General features: G+C 38.8%; 18 protein-coding genes. All 18 read left to right on the top strand.

Annotated elements, in window-relative coordinates:
- Positions 1-2: 2 nt before the first annotated feature.
- The 18 genes from L1765_RS07560 to L1765_RS07475 all read left to right on the top strand — a co-directional run bounded on the left by L1765_RS07560 (position 3) and on the right by L1765_RS07475 (position 15,196).
- Positions 3-887, top strand: a complete 885-nt coding sequence (locus tag L1765_RS07560) for a magnesium transporter MgtE N-terminal domain-containing protein (protein ID WP_236406093.1) — start codon at positions 3-5, stop codon at positions 885-887.
- A 31-nt stretch (positions 888-918) separates the two neighbouring features.
- Complete coding sequence (locus L1765_RS07555) at positions 919-2,322, top strand: flagellar hook-length control protein FliK (RefSeq protein ID WP_236406092.1); 1,404 nt, start codon at positions 919-921, stop codon at positions 2,320-2,322.
- A gap of 12 nt (positions 2,323-2,334) precedes the next feature.
- On the top strand, positions 2,335-2,820 hold the full coding sequence (locus L1765_RS07550) for a flagellar hook capping FlgD N-terminal domain-containing protein (RefSeq protein ID WP_236406091.1): 486 nt from the start codon (positions 2,335-2,337) through the stop codon (positions 2,818-2,820).
- Between the two features lie 10 nt (positions 2,821-2,830).
- Positions 2,831-3,229: a TIGR02530 family flagellar biosynthesis protein gene (locus tag L1765_RS07545; RefSeq protein WP_236406090.1), complete on the top strand. Its 399-nt coding sequence runs from the start codon at positions 2,831-2,833 to the stop codon at positions 3,227-3,229.
- Positions 3,230-3,321: 92 nt separating this feature from the next.
- Positions 3,322-4,143, top strand: coding sequence for a flagellar basal body rod protein FlgG (gene flgG / locus L1765_RS07540; protein ID WP_236406089.1), 822 nt, complete (start codon positions 3,322-3,324; stop codon positions 4,141-4,143).
- Between the two features lie 27 nt (positions 4,144-4,170).
- Positions 4,171-4,374 (top strand): flagellar FlbD family protein, encoded by a 204-nt coding sequence (locus L1765_RS07535; RefSeq protein ID WP_236406087.1) that lies wholly within the window; start codon positions 4,171-4,173, stop codon positions 4,372-4,374.
- 13 nt (positions 4,375-4,387) lie between these two features.
- Positions 4,388-4,834 (top strand): flagellar basal body-associated protein FliL, encoded by a 447-nt coding sequence (gene fliL, locus L1765_RS07530; RefSeq protein ID WP_236406085.1) that lies wholly within the window; start codon positions 4,388-4,390, stop codon positions 4,832-4,834.
- Between the two features lie 44 nt (positions 4,835-4,878).
- The gene (gene fliM, locus L1765_RS07525; RefSeq protein ID WP_236406083.1) at positions 4,879-5,877 is read left to right on the top strand and encodes a flagellar motor switch protein FliM; all 999 of its coding nucleotides are present in this window, start codon (positions 4,879-4,881) and stop codon (positions 5,875-5,877) included.
- Positions 5,867-7,072 carry a flagellar motor switch phosphatase FliY gene (gene fliY / locus L1765_RS07520; RefSeq protein WP_236406081.1) on the top strand — a complete coding sequence of 402 codons (1,206 nt, stop codon included), beginning with the start codon at positions 5,867-5,869 and terminating at the stop codon, positions 7,070-7,072. The genes fliM and fliY overlap by 11 nt, the downstream gene beginning before the upstream one ends.
- Positions 7,073-7,096: 24 nt before the next feature.
- On the top strand, positions 7,097-7,459 hold the full coding sequence (locus L1765_RS07515) for a response regulator (RefSeq protein WP_236406079.1): 363 nt from the start codon (positions 7,097-7,099) through the stop codon (positions 7,457-7,459).
- 25 nt (positions 7,460-7,484) lie between these two features.
- The gene (gene fliO, locus L1765_RS07510; protein WP_236406076.1) at positions 7,485-8,177 is read left to right on the top strand and encodes a flagellar biosynthetic protein FliO; all 693 of its coding nucleotides are present in this window, start codon (positions 7,485-7,487) and stop codon (positions 8,175-8,177) included.
- Positions 8,177-8,938, top strand: a complete 762-nt coding sequence (gene fliP / locus L1765_RS07505; protein ID WP_407942223.1) for a flagellar type III secretion system pore protein FliP — start codon at positions 8,177-8,179, stop codon at positions 8,936-8,938. The genes fliO and fliP overlap by 1 nt, the downstream gene beginning before the upstream one ends.
- A gap of 13 nt (positions 8,939-8,951) precedes the next feature.
- The gene (gene fliQ / locus L1765_RS07500; RefSeq protein WP_236406074.1) at positions 8,952-9,221 is read left to right on the top strand and encodes a flagellar biosynthesis protein FliQ; all 270 of its coding nucleotides are present in this window, start codon (positions 8,952-8,954) and stop codon (positions 9,219-9,221) included.
- 4 nt (positions 9,222-9,225) lie between these two features.
- Entirely contained in the window at positions 9,226-10,002 is a 777-nt protein-coding gene (fliR, locus tag L1765_RS07495; protein WP_236406073.1) for a flagellar biosynthetic protein FliR, read from the top strand.
- Between the two features lie 2 nt (positions 10,003-10,004).
- Positions 10,005-11,096 carry a flagellar biosynthesis protein FlhB gene (flhB, locus tag L1765_RS07490; RefSeq protein ID WP_236406071.1) on the top strand — a complete coding sequence of 364 codons (1,092 nt, stop codon included), beginning with the start codon at positions 10,005-10,007 and terminating at the stop codon, positions 11,094-11,096.
- Between the two features lie 11 nt (positions 11,097-11,107).
- Positions 11,108-13,150, top strand: coding sequence for a flagellar biosynthesis protein FlhA (gene flhA, locus L1765_RS07485; protein WP_268928774.1), 2,043 nt, complete (start codon positions 11,108-11,110; stop codon positions 13,148-13,150).
- On the top strand, positions 13,147-14,331 hold the full coding sequence (gene flhF / locus L1765_RS07480; RefSeq protein ID WP_236406070.1) for a flagellar biosynthesis protein FlhF: 1,185 nt from the start codon (positions 13,147-13,149) through the stop codon (positions 14,329-14,331). Before flhA ends, flhF begins: the two co-directional genes overlap by 4 nt.
- A complete protein-coding gene (locus tag L1765_RS07475) occupies positions 14,324-15,196 on the top strand; it encodes a MinD/ParA family protein (protein ID WP_236406068.1) in 873 nt (290 codons plus the stop codon). The genes flhF and L1765_RS07475 overlap by 8 nt, the downstream gene beginning before the upstream one ends.
- Positions 15,197-15,219: the final 23 nt, after the last annotated feature.

Raw genomic sequence — 15,219 nt, 5'->3', positions numbered from 1 at the left:
TTATGGAATCTACCGAAAAGGGTTACAACAGATTAGAATGGTTCTTTTATATTATTCTTCTTCCATTATTATTTACTATTCTTCTAACCGGTATTCTTCTTTCTTTTTTGGGATATAATGTCTTAAATACTGCATTGGCTTGGGCAAACCAGATTCCATATGTGGAGAAAATCATACCCGATCCAAAGAATTCCAGTGAATCGCTGGATGTTCAAACACCAGAAGCAAGACCTGAGGATTTGGAACAAAAAATTACCCAATTACAAGAAAAAGTAAAGGAGACTCAACAAATTCAAGCTTCCTTACAAAATCAATTGACAGAAAAAAATAACGAAATTTCAAGATTAAAGAAAGAAATTGATGATCTTGAGAAGCAATTAGAGGAAAAACAGTTGTCACAGGAAGAGAGATTAAAAAAAATTAAAGAAGTAGCTGATATTTATGCAGGAATGTCATCGAGTAAAGCTGCACCCATTATTGAGAAGCTGACGATAGAAGAGGCTGTCCTTGTTTTGGAATCAATGAATAATGAAGCAAGGTCACAAATTTTAGCAAAAATGGATCCGAAAAGAGCAGCCGATATTTCGATTATGTTAAAGGATACAACAATCTCAAAGGATTCTGAGATTGCAGCCCTTCAAGAGAGAATCAAACAATTGTCCAAGGAGCTTAGTGAAAGAGAGAAGGCAGGAATTAGTGAAAATTTGTTGATCGATACCTATTCCAGAATGCCTCCTGCCAATGCAGCACTCATATTGACTCAGCTTTTGAAGGATGATTTTAACAAGGCGATATTTATTTTTAAAAAGCTTGATTCCGGGATTCGTTCGCAAATTTTATCACAGATGAGTCCGGAGGATGCTTCTGTTGTCACTAAATCACTTTAAATCATCACCCTTTGAAAGGAGGTGAAACAAGATGAGTATGATCCAGGGAACAACCATCAACACGAAGACCAGTACAAATCTACAGGGAACAGATCCATTATTCGAAGTTTCAGAAAAAGAAATGAATTTTAGTGAACTCTTTATGAGTTTAGTTTCTGGAAAAAACCTGACACCCCTTGTTTCTTTTTTGGGTGAGCCAGAGGCGGACAATAATCTTCAATCTCTTCTGTCCCAATTGGCTGAACTGTTAAATGGAGAAATGAGTCCATCTCCTCTAGCAGGTGAGAATGTCCAATTTAATTTACTCTTGAAAAACATTGAGTTGTTCGTCAATCAGGCAACTCAAGATGATTGGGGAAAATTGGATGATCTGATCTCTCAAATACTTCAGGTGATGAACTTGATTTCCGAGAATCAGGCGGAGATTGAATCGCCTGCTGGTCAATTCACCATGAATCAGTTGCTCGCAAAACAAAATACCATGTTAATACCGACCAATCAATCTATTGTGGACAAATATCCATTGATGGATGGGGCGTTGAACAGAGGAGTTTCTGGTCAAAGTTCGTTCCTTACAGGGGGGGGTTCTCCGAAGGAATTTCAGGATATGATCGTAAAATTAATGATTCTGGAGAAGGAACTTCAAAAGGCTCCATTATTACAAATCCCGAATGGGTTACCCGATCAATTGAAAACTCTACTCGAAAAGATGACGAAGTCACTGGAAAATCAGGGGAATCAATTCCAACCAACATTTGGAAAATGGTCTATCCAACAACCAATGAAGTCTACTATACAGAACCAAATCGTTTTGCCTGAGAACGGATTAGTCGGTAATGAGGGGCAAAAAGAAGGGAAAAATACTACAAAAATTTCCTCTTTGCAGTTGGAGAATCCTTTTGCTTTACAATCTCCCATAAATCAGAAATTAATGAATCAGATTCTCGTTCCAAATAAGATGGTCATCAATAGTCAACAATTTGCTAAAGAAATGGAAAATTTTATGATTAAAGATATGAAAATCTTCAAGCTGAATGGTTTCTCAGAGGCGAAAATCTCCCTTCATCCGGAGGAGCTTGGTCAAGTAAACGTCAAAATTATCACCAAAAACGGTCAGCTTATTACTCAATTTTATACAGAGACAACACAGGGAAGGGATTTGATAGAAAACAACCTTTTCCAACTACGAATGGCCCTTTCACAGCAAGGAATACAGGTTGACAGAATGGAAGTTAAGCAGGATATGAGTCTGTTTCAGCAGGGAGAAGTCGGAGGGGGATTTCAACAATCTCAACAATTCCAGCAATTTAAGCAATCGCCTGATCAACACCACGGAAAATTACCCAGATATTATGATGAGACAGATGATGGATCAAATTCCTTTTCCTTGGCTTTCAATCAATATTCTTACTCGGGCATTAATTTGACGGTATAAGGAGGTGATAAGGTGTCCCATATTTCGACAAATACTTCTTATTCAGATTATCCTTTAGCTGCCTCAGTGAGAAATCCGAAAGGTATTTTAGGGAAGAATGATTTTTTAAAAATTCTCGTTACCCAATTACAAAATCAGGATCCTACCCAGCCTTTGCAGGATAGGGAGTTTATTGCACAGATGGCCCAATTTACTTCGATGGAACAACTAGGGAACTTGGTTGGACTTCAGGAAAAATCTCAATCTTCCTTGGAAGAAATCACATCGATTCAACAAGAACTTCTAACACAAATCACCCAAGGCAATTCATTATTGCTTAGGGGAGATCGATTGGTTGAACTATCTCGTTTGATAGGATTAGAGGTTGTTTGGGAAGTTGATGGACAGAAAGGAAGCGGGTTGGTTCAATCCGTATCTATGAAAGACGGGAAAACCTTTGTTCAGGTTAATGGCCAGTCTGTCACCACAGAAAATATTATAGAAGTAAGAAATGGTTAGGGGGGCATTTATGACGAACCAATCATTTAAAGTGGGACAAGCCTTCTTTCCTACAAGACAAGTTCCGGTCCAACGAAATACTTCTCAGCCCTCTGATCAAAGGGGGGAGCCCTTTTCTGAAATTTTTAATGACCGTTTGTCAAATATCCAATCAACCGGGATCAAGTTTAGTCATCACGCCGAGCAAAGGCTGCAATTAAGGGGAATTCAGTTAAGTATTGGTGACATTGCGAGACTTGAAAATGCAGTAAACAAAGCCGCTTCAAAAGGCTCAAGAGAGTCTCTTGTCTTTATGAATAATGTTGCATATGTGGTAAATATCAAAAATAGAACTGTAATTACGGCATTGGATGGAAATCATGCAAAAGAAAATGTTTTTACGAATATTGACAGCGCAGTGATCCTATAAAATTGGCTGGACCGAAAAGGGGGCTAACTGCTATTGACCGACTGATGTAGCAGCAAATCACTGCCTGTTCTTAATCAGAAGGAGGGCATATTATGTTAAGGTCTTTATATGCAGGAATCTCAGGCATGAGAGGATTCCAAACCAAGTTAGATGTTATCGGGAACAACATTGCCAATGTAAATACAATTGGCTACAAAGCAAGCCGGGTTATGTTTTCCGATATTCTTAGTCAGACGATTTCTGGTATCTCCCGGCCTGAAGAAGGGGTACGCGGAGGAGTAAACCCGCGTCAAATTGGGCTTGGCTCCTCTATTTCTTCAATTGATGTTTTACATACGCCAGGAAGTTTCCAAACCACAAATGTTGAAACCGACTTAGCTATTGATGGCGATGGTTTCTTTGCGGTAAAGGCTAGTGAAGATCAGGAAGTTCCTTATTTGACGAGGGCTGGAAATTTTACCCGAGATGCTGCAGGTCAATTGGTTACTTCCTCAGGAATGTTTGTTGTAGACGAAGGCGGAGCACCAATTATCATTTCCCGTGAAGATTATACCTCCTTTTCTATCGGCAAAGATGGTGTGATATTAGGGACAACACCTGACGGAACCACGGAAGAAGTAGCAACAATTGGACTGGTTATGGTACAAAACCCAGGGGGATTAAAGAAAATTGGTGGTTCACTTTATGAAATTACTGGTAATGCCAACTTGGATGGCCAATTTGAATACACTACCCCTGACAATGCTGATACAGGTTCAGGGGCACTTTTAGCAGGACAATTGGAGATGTCCAATGTTGATTTGACGGCAGAATTTACAGAAATGATTGTGGCACAGCGTGGATTCCAAGCAAACTCTAGGATTATTACAACATCAGATGATATTTTGCAGGAATTAGTCAATCTCAAACGATAATATATTCATTTAAGGGGGGTTGTAACGATGATTCAATTAACAAGATTTAATGGAACAACGTTTGTCTTAAATTGTTTCTTAATTGAAACCATTGAAGCAACCCCTGATACAGTCATTACATTAAATAACGGGAAAAAAATGGTTGTAAAAGAGAGCGTTGATGAAATTATTTCCTTGGTGAAATTATTTTTGAATGATGTCTATTTATTCAAAAACATTGAGCCTAAATAGGTGGTGGAAGGCGTTGTTCCGACATAAATTATTTAATATGGCATTAATTATCATGATTGCCATCACGTTACTTTCGATTGTCACTTTCCTTCTTTGGAAGAACTATTTTCAAGTTCCAGTGAATCAGCAGGCAGAAGGGGCGAAGGCCCCATCCATTGATCAAGTTCTCGCATTGACGGTGGATACAGAGGAGATTACAACGGATTTGTATACGGGCGATATTATCCGTATCCAATTCAAGCTGCAAGTATCCAATGAAAAAGCAAAGGCAGAGTTGGAAAAGAGATTGTTTCAAGTGAACTATACCATTATTTCCATTTTATCCTCCCTCACTCCGGATGATATCAAAGGAGAAGAGGGATTAAATGCTTTGGAAGCCATGATCATGAATCGGATTAATGAGGTCATGCAGGAAGGGAAAATTGTGAAGGTATATACTACCAAGAAAATCCTCCAATAGTCTAAGTCAAACCATGATACGTCCTTAAAACTGGAGGTGAGCCCATGACGGAGGTTTTGTCCCAAAATGAAATAGATGCTATTCTAGAAGCCCTTTCTTCTGGAGAAATGGATGCTGAAGAATTAAAGAAAGAAGAAACCGGAAAGCGGATTAAGGTATATGACTTTAAGAGGGCTCTCCGTTTTTCGAAGGATCAGATACGAAGTCTGACACGGATACACGAAAATTTTGCCAGACTTTTAACTACTTATTTTTCAGCACAATTAAGAACGTTTGTCCAAATAAACGTCGTATCGGTGGATCAATTGCCTTATGATGAATTTATCCGTTCCATCCCTAAAATAACAATTTTAAATATTTTTGAAGCTCCGCCATTGGAAGGGCGACTGGTCATGGAGATTAACCCCAACATCGCCTACACCATGCTGGATCGAATGTTGGGAGGTCCTGGAGTCATTCCCAATAAAGTAACCTCTCTTACTGAAATTGAAACTGTTGTGATGGAGAAAATTTTTAGCAAAGCTTTGGAAAGTTTTGGTGAAGCCTGGAAATCTGTTATAGAAATGGAAGCAGTTCTTGATACATTGGAAATGAATCCTCAATTTATGCAAATTGTTTCTCCAAATGAAACGGTTGCCGTGATTTCTTTTAGCACCAAAATCGGTGATACCACTGGAATGATTAATCTATGTCTTCCCCATGTGGTGCTGGAACCGATTATGCCGAAGCTTACCGGTCATCATTGGCTGATGTCCCAGAAAAAAAGTAGAGAACCAAAGGAAGTGGAAGTTTTACAAAACAGGTTGACGAGGGCTGAGGTGCCTCTCGTGGTAGAGTTAGGAAATTCTACAATATCCATTCGAGAATTTTTAAGTCTGGATGTAGGAGATGTCATTCAACTGGAGAGGGAAGTTGATGAAGCATTGCTGGTCAAAGTTGGAACCCGGCCTAAATTTTTTGCCAAACCGGGAACAAGCAAAGGAAGATTAGCGGTACAGATCGAAGAAGTGATTAAGGAAGGAGTTGATGAGGATGAGCGATGATATGTTGTCTCAGGAAGAAATTGATGCCCTCCTTCGTCAAAATCAAATTGATGATGAAGGAAATCTAGTTAATATAAATTCATATTTATCTCCTCTGGAACAAGATGCTTTGGGTGAAATAGGAAATATCTCCTTTGGTAGTGCAGCTACTGCCCTTTCCACCCTTTTAGGGCAAAAGGTTGACATTACCACTCCGGAAGTTTCTGCTATTTTAAGGGATAAGTTAGAAGAAGAATTCCCTCAACCCCATGTAGCCATTCATGTGGAGTATACGGATGGATTTAATGGAATTAATCTGCTAGTCATTAAAATGGAAGATGCCCAAATTATCGCAGATTTAATGCTAGGAGGAGACGGTCAAAGCCCCAACATTGAGTTAAACGAAATGGCCCTAAGTGCAGTTCAGGAGGCCATGAATCAGATGATGGGTTCTGCCGCAACTTCAATGTCTACCATTTTTAATAGATTTATCAACATATCTCCCCCTGGTATAGATATAATTGATTTCGTAAACAACAAAGGAAGTCAATTTAGCGAGGATGTTCTAATAAAAATTGCCTTCAACCTAAGAGTTGGTGATTTGATAGATTCAAAGATTATGCAACTTTTACCTGTTTCTTTTGCCAAGGAAATGGTAGTTAAGCTGCTTGGGGAGGAAATACCGTCCCAACAACAGGAAGTTCAAACAGAATATGAGGCGACATCTCAATCACAACAATCACAGCTATATTCACAACCGCAACCTCATGTGCCAAACCAGCGTCAAAAAACACAGTCTGCTTACTCACAGACTCAACCAAAGCAGCCTGAAGCGCCTGTTCATCAACCTCAGCATCTAGGCGGATGGGGTGAAAGTCAAGTTCCCTTGAGGGAGACGAATGTACAGCCTGTACAATTTTCTCCACTAAAAATGGATTCCCATTCCCAATTTGATGATAAAAATTTAAATTTACTACTGGATATTCCTTTGCAAGTTACTGTAGAATTAGGTCGAACAAAGAAACAGATAAAAGAAATTCTAGAGTTAGCACCTGGCTCCATTGTGGAATTGGATAAACTGGCAGGTGAGCCGGTAGATATTTTAGTGAATAATAAATTAATTGCTAAAGGTGAAGTGGTTGTCATTGATGAAAATTTCGGGGTTCGTGTAACGGATATCATCAGTCAATGGGACCGCGTGCAAAAATTGCAATAGCAATAAGCTTGAGGAGGAATGGAGATGTCAAAGAAAATTTTAATTGTAGATGATGCAGCATTTATGAGAATGATGGTAAAAGAAATATTAACAAAAAATGGGTACATTATTGTCGGGGAAGCCAGTGATGGGGCTCAAGCAGTGGAGAAGTATAAGGAGTTAAAACCGGATCTGGTTACCATGGATATAACTATGCCTGAAATGGATGGGATTACGGCATTAAAGGAAATTAAGAAAATTGATCCTTCTGCCACGGTTATTATGTGTTCAGCAATGGGGCAGCAAGCAATGGTAATTGATGCAATTCAGGCTGGAGCAAAAGATTTTATTGTAAAGCCCTTCCAGGCAGATCGAGTGATTGAAGCGATAAAGAAAACCATTGGATAGAAGGGACTTTCTTATGTCTGCTCCTATGAATTGGATGAAATTTTGTTTTTTTTCATTGTTTCTGGTTTTATCCTTTTTTCTATTTCAAGTACATATTGAAGCGGAAGGAATTAAAAGTGTTTATGATGGGATAAACGATTCAGGCACCCAAAATGTACCATTCGATCGTTTGCCAACGGATCAGGAAACCACTGCCGCAGATGAAGAGAACTCTTTCTCTATCGTTTCCTTTATGGTGAGAGTTACCTTGTCGTTACTTCTGATCGTGGTGATGATTTTTCTGCTAAAAAAATTTCTGCAGTTTCGTCAACAACAACTGGGAGAGAAACAGTGGATTCGTATATTGGGAGGTCTCCCCTTAGGCTCAAATAAGTCATTGCAGCTGGTGCAAATGGGGAACAAATTGTATTTGCTCGGCGTTGCAGACAGCATTACCTTAATTAAAGTCATTGAGGATGAGGAAGAAAAGACAGAGATGTTTACTCTGCTGAAAAATCAAACAGGGGCTTCTAAAAATATGCTGCCGTCATTTTTAATTGAGAAAATGTCGTTTCTTCCATTGAAAAATAATAATAGAGGCAAAGGGAAACCTATTAAGAGTTCTAATTTTCAAAAACAATTAAACGATAGATTAGAAGAGGTAAGAAAAAAGCGTCCAACGATTGAGGAATTAATTTTAAAAGATCAGAACCACCAGAGAGAGGATGAGTCATCATGATCCAGCGGCGTATTCCTTTTCTTTGGATGGTCTTCGTGCTTTTCCTTCTTTTTCAGCCTGAAGTGTCTGCCCAGTCTCATGATAATTTGCTTATACCGGGTATTGATATTAATGTTGGAACGACTGACGATCCGGCGGATGTTTCTCTCACGGTTCGACTTCTACTATTGTTAACGGTTCTTTCTATTGCACCTGCGATATTAGTACTAATGACCAGTTTTACTAGAATTATCGTGGTCTTGTCTTTTGTCAGAACAGCATTGGCTACCCAGCAAATGCCGCCAAATCAAGTGTTGATTGGACTGGCTCTATTTTTGACCTTTTTTATTATGGCTCCGACTTTTGCCCAGGTGAATGAAGAGGCTCTGCAGCCTTACATCAATGGAGAATTGACGCAACAAGAGGCTTTTGTTGCTGCCACTATGCCCTTTAAAGAATTTATGGCAAAATACACCCGTGAAAAGGATTTAGCCTTATTTTTGGAATATCAAAAGCTGCCAAAACCGGATAGTATTGAAGAAATTCCTTTGACAGCTTTAGTTCCTGCTTATGCAATTAGTGAACTAAAGACAGCATTTCAAATCGGATTTATGATTTTTATTCCTTTTCTGGTCATTGATATGGTGGTTTCAAGTACATTGATGGCCATGGGGATGCTAATGCTTCCGCCGGTAATGATATCATTGCCATTTAAGATTCTGTTGTTTGTGCTTGTTGATGGATGGTATTTAGTCGTAAAATCTCTATTATTAAGCTATTAGAGGGGGAAGGCTGATGAGTCAGGACTTCGTAGTAAAGCTGGCTGAAAATGCTGTTTATACAATCCTTATTGTCAGTGCGCCTATGTTAGGTTTTGGTCTACTCATCGGATTATTGGTTAGTATTTTTCAAGCCACTACACAAATTCAGGAACAAACCCTTGCTTTTATTCCTAAAATTATAGCCGTACTTATTTCTTTGGTTGTTTTTGGTCCATGGATTCTAAATAAACTCCTCGACTTTACGTATGGATTATTCAATAATATGAATCAATTTATAGGGTAAGAAAATGGAATCGATATTGGCGTTCTTTCCCGTTTTTTTGTTGGTGCTTGTTCGATTAACATCTTTTTTTGTTTCTGCTCCTATATTTTCCAGTCGAGGGGTTCCCAATACTTTTAAAGTCGGGCTCTCTTTTTTTCTATCTCTCATTGTTTTTACTTCTATGAAAAACCAAGGGTTAGTAACCATCGACATTTATTATGTTCTTCTCATATTAAAAGAAATCATTGTGGGCCTATCCATAGGCTTTGTCGCTTCACTATTCCTTTATGCCTTACAGGTGGCGGGTTCCTTTATTGATATGCAGATGGGTTTGGCCATAGCCAATGTCGTTGATCCACAGACTGGAGCTCAGAGTCCCCTTATCGGTAATTTTAAATATATTTTGGCCATTTTATTTTTATTGTCCCTAGATGGACACTTAATGATCATTAAAGGTGCTTTGGCTAGCTTTCAGTTTATCCCTGTCGATCAGGGATGGGTTCCAATTGGAAACGGGAAAATCACTTTATTTGTCCTTATGATGTTTGCCAAGATGTTTCTTATCGCTTTTCAGTTGGCATTTCCTTTGGTTGCTTCTCTTTTTTTGGTGGATGCCGCTTTGGGAATCATAGCAAAAACTGTACCGCAATTAAATGTATTCGTTGTAGGCCTTCCGATTAAGATTTATTTCAGCTTTATTATCCTTATTCTATTGATGCCGGTATTTTTTTATCTGCTAAAAGGTTTATTCTCCCAGATGTTTTTGGCAATGAATGAACTTATGAAATTGCTAGGAGCTTAACGATGAAAACAAAGAATTATCTGACGGTTAACCTTCAATTTTTTGCTCAAGAGAAAACAGAGAAAGCAACTCCCCGAAGGAAACAAGAATCCCGTAAAAAGGGGCAGGTGGCCAAGAGTGCAGAGATTCCTTCTGCTATGGTAATGTTGTTTGTATTTCTCTCTTTGTTATTTATCGGAAAGTTTATGGGAAACTCCTTGCTTAATTTATACCGTCAAAGCTTTACTCAATATTTTTTCTGGGATTTTACTCCTTCTTCTATATCGGCTCTTTTTCTTCAGTTATTTATAGAAATGGGAAAAATACTGCTTCCAATTATGGGGATTGCTCTAGCAGGAGGAATCATCGGCAATTATATACAGATCGGTTTTCTGTTTACAGCAGAGCCGTTAAAAATGAATTTAAAGCGACTGGATCCCATTGAAGGGGCCAAAAAAATCTTCTCTTTGCGGGCTATTGTTGAATTGGTTAAGGCAATACTTAAAATTGTTTTGGTTTCCTTAGTGGTATATTTGATTTTTGTGACGGAAAAGGATCAATTGCTCCTATTGGCCCAGAAAAATGTATGGGATAACTTTCATTTTACCGCCCTGCTAACTGTAAAGATTGGAATATATGTTTCCTTGCTTCTCATCGTTTTGGCGGTACTCGATTATATTTACCAGCGCTATGATTATGAAAAAAACTTAAGAATGTCAAAGCAGGATATTAAAGATGAAATGAAAAAAATGGAAGGCGATCCTCAGGTCAAGGGAAAAATCAAACAGAGGCAGAGGGAGATGGCTATGCGTCGGATGATGCAGGAGGTTCCAAAAGCGGATGTTGTGATTACCAACCCCACTCACTTTGCTGTTGCTCTTATATATGATGGAGAAACCATGGACTCTCCCAAAGTCGTAGCAAAAGGTGCCGATCATGTGGCATTAAAAATTAAAGAGATTGCCCAGGAAAATGATGTGGTAGTCATGGAGAATAAGCCCCTGGCCAAAGCTCTGTTTCAGCAGGTTGAAATTGGGGAAAACATTCCTGAGGATCTCTTTAGGGCTGTTGCTGAAATATTGGCCTATGTATACAAGCTTAAAGGAAAGGCATAAGGAGGAAGATGATGTCAATACAGTTAAGAGATTTCTCAGTTTTAATAGCAGTGATCATGATTGTGATTATGATGGTCATTCCCCTTCCTCCTGCAATGCTTGATTTCCTGTTAATCATGAATATTTCACTTTCCTTAATGATTTTACTGGTTGCAATGAATACCAAAGAACCGCTGCAATTTTCCATATTCCCATCACTGCTACTTTTAACTACTTTATTTCGCCTTTCCTTAAATGTTTCTACCACTCGTTCCATCCTTTCTACAGGAAATGGCGGAGAAGTGATTAATTCGTTTGGACAGTTTGTGGTTGGCGGAAATCCCGTCGTTGGTTTTATCGTATTTCTGATACTGGTCATTATTCAATTTATTGTGATAACAAAGGGATCAGAGAGGGTTGCTGAGGTGGCGGCCCGGTTTACATTGGATGCGATGCCGGGTAAACAAATGAGTATAGATGCTGACTTGAACGCAGGATTGATTAATGAGCATGAGGCTAGGGAGAGAAGACGACAAATTGAACGGGAAGCGGATTTCTACGGAGCGATGGATGGAGCCAGTAAATTCGTCAAAGGTGATGCCATAGCGGGGATTGTCATTTTATTAATCAATGTTTTAGGCGGCTTCATCATTGGTATGGTCATGTTTGACTATGGTTTTTCTGAGAGCGCAAAAAAGTTTACATTGTTATCTGTAGGGGATGGTCTGGTAAGCCAAATACCTGCATTGCTGATCTCAACAGCCACTGGTATATTGGTGACAAGAGCTGCTTCTGACGGAAATCTGGGCCAGGATATTTCCAAACAAATTTTGGCTTATCCAAAGATGCTGTTTGTAGTAGCAGGTACCGTTGCATTTCTTGGTCTCTTTACACCAATAGGCATGATTCGAACCTTTCCCATAGCCATTCTCTTTGCTGCAGGCGGATATTATCTACTGCAAAATATGAAAAGGGATCAAGAACAACAAATTGAGCCTTCAGAAGATGTTGAGGTAGAACAGGTAAGAAGTCCGGAGAGTGTCATCAATCTGCTTCATATTGATCCAATCGAATTTGAGTTTGGATACGGTTTGATTCCTCTCGCCGATACTAATCAGGGCGGGGACCTGCTGGACAGGGTTGTAATGATAAGAAGACAAATTGCCCTTGAATTGGGCATGGTTGTGCCTGTTGTGAGAATTAGGGATAATATTCAATTAAAACCGAATGAATACATCATTAAAATTAAAGGAAATAAGGTAGCGAATGGTGAATTATTACTTGATCACTATTTGGCGATGAGTCCGGGAATAGATGATGAAAGCGTAGTTGGCATTCCAACAGTGGAGCCTGCTTTTGGAATGCCTGCCCTTTGGGTAAATGATGAAATGAAAGAAAGAGCTGAAATGGCGGGATATACGGTGGTCGATCCTCCTTCTGTAGTAGCCACTCATTTAACAGAGATCATTAAGAAACATGCCCATGAGCTGCTTGGGAGGCAGGAAACCAAGTCTTTGGTTGATCGTTTAAAAGAACATGCGCCGGCCTTAGTAGATGAAATTGTCCCCAATTTGCTTTCAATCGGTGAAATTCAAAAGGTATTGGCAAAACTGTTAAAGGAAAAAATATCCATACGAAATCTTGTAACAATTTTTGAAACATTAGCAGATTACAGCCGTTTTACTAAGGATACAGATATCCTAACAGAATATGTAAGGCAGTCTCTGTCAAGACAGATTACCCAAATGTATTATGGAGACAAAGGGGTATTAAAAGTAATTACCATAGGTCCTGGGGTAGAAAAGAAAATATCCGAATCTGTTCAGCAAACGGAGCAGGGTAGCTATTTAGCGGTTGATCCAGAATTCTCCCATCAATTTTTTCAAGCCCTTGATCAGCAAATTCAAAGGGTGACTCAAATGGGTGAATCGGCTATTCTTCTCTGCTCTCCTGCCATTCGAATGTATTTGCGGCAGCTAACAGAAAGAATTATTCCTGATGTTCCGGTTCTTTCTTACAATGAGTTAGAATCTGATGTGGAAGTTCAAAGTGTAGGGGTGGTGAACCTTGGATGAGGATAAAGCGGTATGTGGTAGATTCCATGCCTGATGCCTTGCAAAAAATCAAGGAAGAATTAGGGAAGGAAGCCATCATATTAAATACAAAAAAAATAAAAACCGGGGGTTTTTTAGGCCTTTTTACCAGACAAAAAATAGAAGTAATTGCAGCCGTTGATCCTTCCGGTACTGAAAAACGAAGATCCCCTGTTTATCACTCAAAAACATTGAATGATGAAGTTCCGGCTCAAAAAACGGAGCCTAAAAGTACAAATCCGTTTAGTTTTCTCCAGTCGGAAGAGGAGCCATCCGTTTCTAATAATCATGAGTCTTTGATCCAAGAGATAAAGGATATGAGGGGAATGTTTTTAAAACTACTTCTACAGGAAAAAAATTATGATAAACTACCCTTGCCGATTCGAAATATTAGCCGAAGATTAAAAGATCAGGAAGTGAACGAAGGAATTATCTCATATATTTTAGAACAATTACTAAAAAAAGTGGAGAATGTTCATCACATTTCCTCTGATGAAGTTTATCAATTGGTAAAGAATGAAATCGAGAAACTGTTGAAGAAAGGTTCTCCGGTTCCTATCCGGCCTCATACCAAATTTGTTAATTTTATTGGCCCCACAGGGGTGGGAAAAACGACAACTATTGCAAAATTAGCGGCCGAAAGCGTTCTGAAAGATAGGAAGAAAGTTGGCCTGATCACTTCTGATACCTATCGAATTGCAGCTGTTGACCAGTTGAAGACATATGCGAATATCCTTAACGTTTCCCTAGAAGTCGTTTTTTCAGCCAGCGAATTACATCAATCACTAAACCGTTTAAAAGATTGTGATATCGTCTTTATGGATACAGCTGGAAGAAATTATCTCAACAAATCCTATGTAAAAGAACTGGGACATCTGTTAACTACTACAGTACCCAATGAAACGTATCTGGTTCTTAGCTTGACATCAAAATATCAAGATATGGTTTCTATCGCAAATAACTTTAAACAGATCAACATTGACAAAGTCATTTTTACAAAAGCAGACGAAACAAGTACTTATGGAGCCATCCTCAATTTAGTCCATCAGCATAATTTTTCTCTGTCTTACCTAACAAACGGTCAAAACGTTCCCGATGATATTTTAATCGCTTCAGAAACCAGGGTGGCAAATCTAATATTGGGAGAAGATGGACATGCATGATCAAGCGGAAAGATTAAGAGAAAAAATCATTGATCGTGGCAATCGGGTAAAACTGACCAGGGTAGTGACGGTAACAAGCGGAAAAGGAGGGGTGGGCAAATCTAATTTTACCTTAAATTTTGCTTTGGCCTTGTTGAAAAAAGGACAAAAAGTAGTAATTTTTGATGCAGACATCGGTTTGGCCAATATTGATGTTTTGATGGGGGTCTCTCCTAAATATAACTTATTTCAGATGATAGAAAGTAACATGAGCATATGGGATATTATTGAAAAGGGGCCATGCGGTTTGGAATTTATAGCCGGGGGTTCTGGTTTTACACAACTGTTACATATGGATGAGCGAAAGTTGACATATTTTTTTGAGCAGCTGTCCAAACTGAATGGTTATGCGGATACTATTCTTCTGGACACAGGTGCAGGTCTCTCAAAAGAATCATTAAGATTTATTTTGGCAGCAGATGAAGTCTTATTGGTCACGACACCCGAACCAACAGCAATTACAGATGCATATGCCATTATAAAAATGGTTCATTCAAAAAATCCATTTGTCAAAATTAAGCTGATCGTAAACCGGGTTTCTTCAGAAAGAGAAGGAAAAATAACAGCGGATAAAATTATTCTTGTTGCCAAACAATTTCTTGGAATGGAAATTAAAACCCTGGGATATATTTCCGATGATTTTAACGTTCAAAAATCTGTAAGGAAGCAACAGCCCTTCTATTTGACATATCCAAAATCATCGGCATCCAAAGGAATAGAATTAATGGTGGATGCCTATTTGGCCGGAAATCAGACTGCCTCTTATTTTTCAACGGGAATGAAAGGTTTTTTAGTTAAGATGATAAAAATGATGAACCAAAAATAAACAATGATCGGTTATAATCTATT

Source organism: Microaerobacter geothermalis (genome assembly GCF_021608135.1).
GTDB classification, from domain to species: Bacteria; Bacillota; Bacilli; order DSM-22679; family DSM-22679; genus Microaerobacter; species Microaerobacter geothermalis.
Note: the sequence above shows the minus strand (reverse complement) of the source record. Positions and strands in the feature narration are given on the sequence as shown.

Excerpts from the sequence above, each read along its gene's own strand:
- fliM (WP_236406083.1), top strand. The coding sequence starts at position 4,879 with ATGACGGAGGTTTTGTCCCAAAATGAAATAGATGCTATTCTAGAAGCC.
- flhA (WP_268928774.1), top strand. The coding sequence starts at position 11,108 with ATGTCAATACAGTTAAGAGATTTCTCAGTTTTAATAGCAGTGATCATG.
- flgG (WP_236406089.1), top strand. The coding sequence starts at position 3,322 with ATGTTAAGGTCTTTATATGCAGGAATCTCAGGCATGAGAGGATTCCAA.
- L1765_RS07545 (WP_236406090.1), top strand. The coding sequence starts at position 2,831 with ATGACGAACCAATCATTTAAAGTGGGACAAGCCTTCTTTCCTACAAGA.
- fliY (WP_236406081.1), top strand. The coding sequence starts at position 5,867 with ATGAGCGATGATATGTTGTCTCAGGAAGAAATTGATGCCCTCCTTCGT.
- fliQ (WP_236406074.1), top strand. The coding sequence starts at position 8,952 with ATGAGTCAGGACTTCGTAGTAAAGCTGGCTGAAAATGCTGTTTATACA.
- L1765_RS07475 (WP_236406068.1), top strand. The coding sequence starts at position 14,324 with ATGCATGATCAAGCGGAAAGATTAAGAGAAAAAATCATTGATCGTGGC.
- L1765_RS07535 (WP_236406087.1), top strand. The coding sequence starts at position 4,171 with ATGATTCAATTAACAAGATTTAATGGAACAACGTTTGTCTTAAATTGT.
- fliO (WP_236406076.1), top strand. The coding sequence starts at position 7,485 with ATGAATTGGATGAAATTTTGTTTTTTTTCATTGTTTCTGGTTTTATCC.
- L1765_RS07555 (WP_236406092.1), top strand. The coding sequence starts at position 919 with ATGAGTATGATCCAGGGAACAACCATCAACACGAAGACCAGTACAAAT.
- L1765_RS07515 (WP_236406079.1), top strand. The coding sequence starts at position 7,097 with ATGTCAAAGAAAATTTTAATTGTAGATGATGCAGCATTTATGAGAATG.
- L1765_RS07560 (WP_236406093.1), top strand. The coding sequence starts at position 3 with ATGGAATCTACCGAAAAGGGTTACAACAGATTAGAATGGTTCTTTTAT.
- flhB (WP_236406071.1), top strand. The coding sequence starts at position 10,005 with ATGAAAACAAAGAATTATCTGACGGTTAACCTTCAATTTTTTGCTCAA.
- fliR (WP_236406073.1), top strand. The coding sequence starts at position 9,226 with ATGGAATCGATATTGGCGTTCTTTCCCGTTTTTTTGTTGGTGCTTGTT.
- flhF (WP_236406070.1), top strand. The coding sequence starts at position 13,147 with ATGAGGATAAAGCGGTATGTGGTAGATTCCATGCCTGATGCCTTGCAA.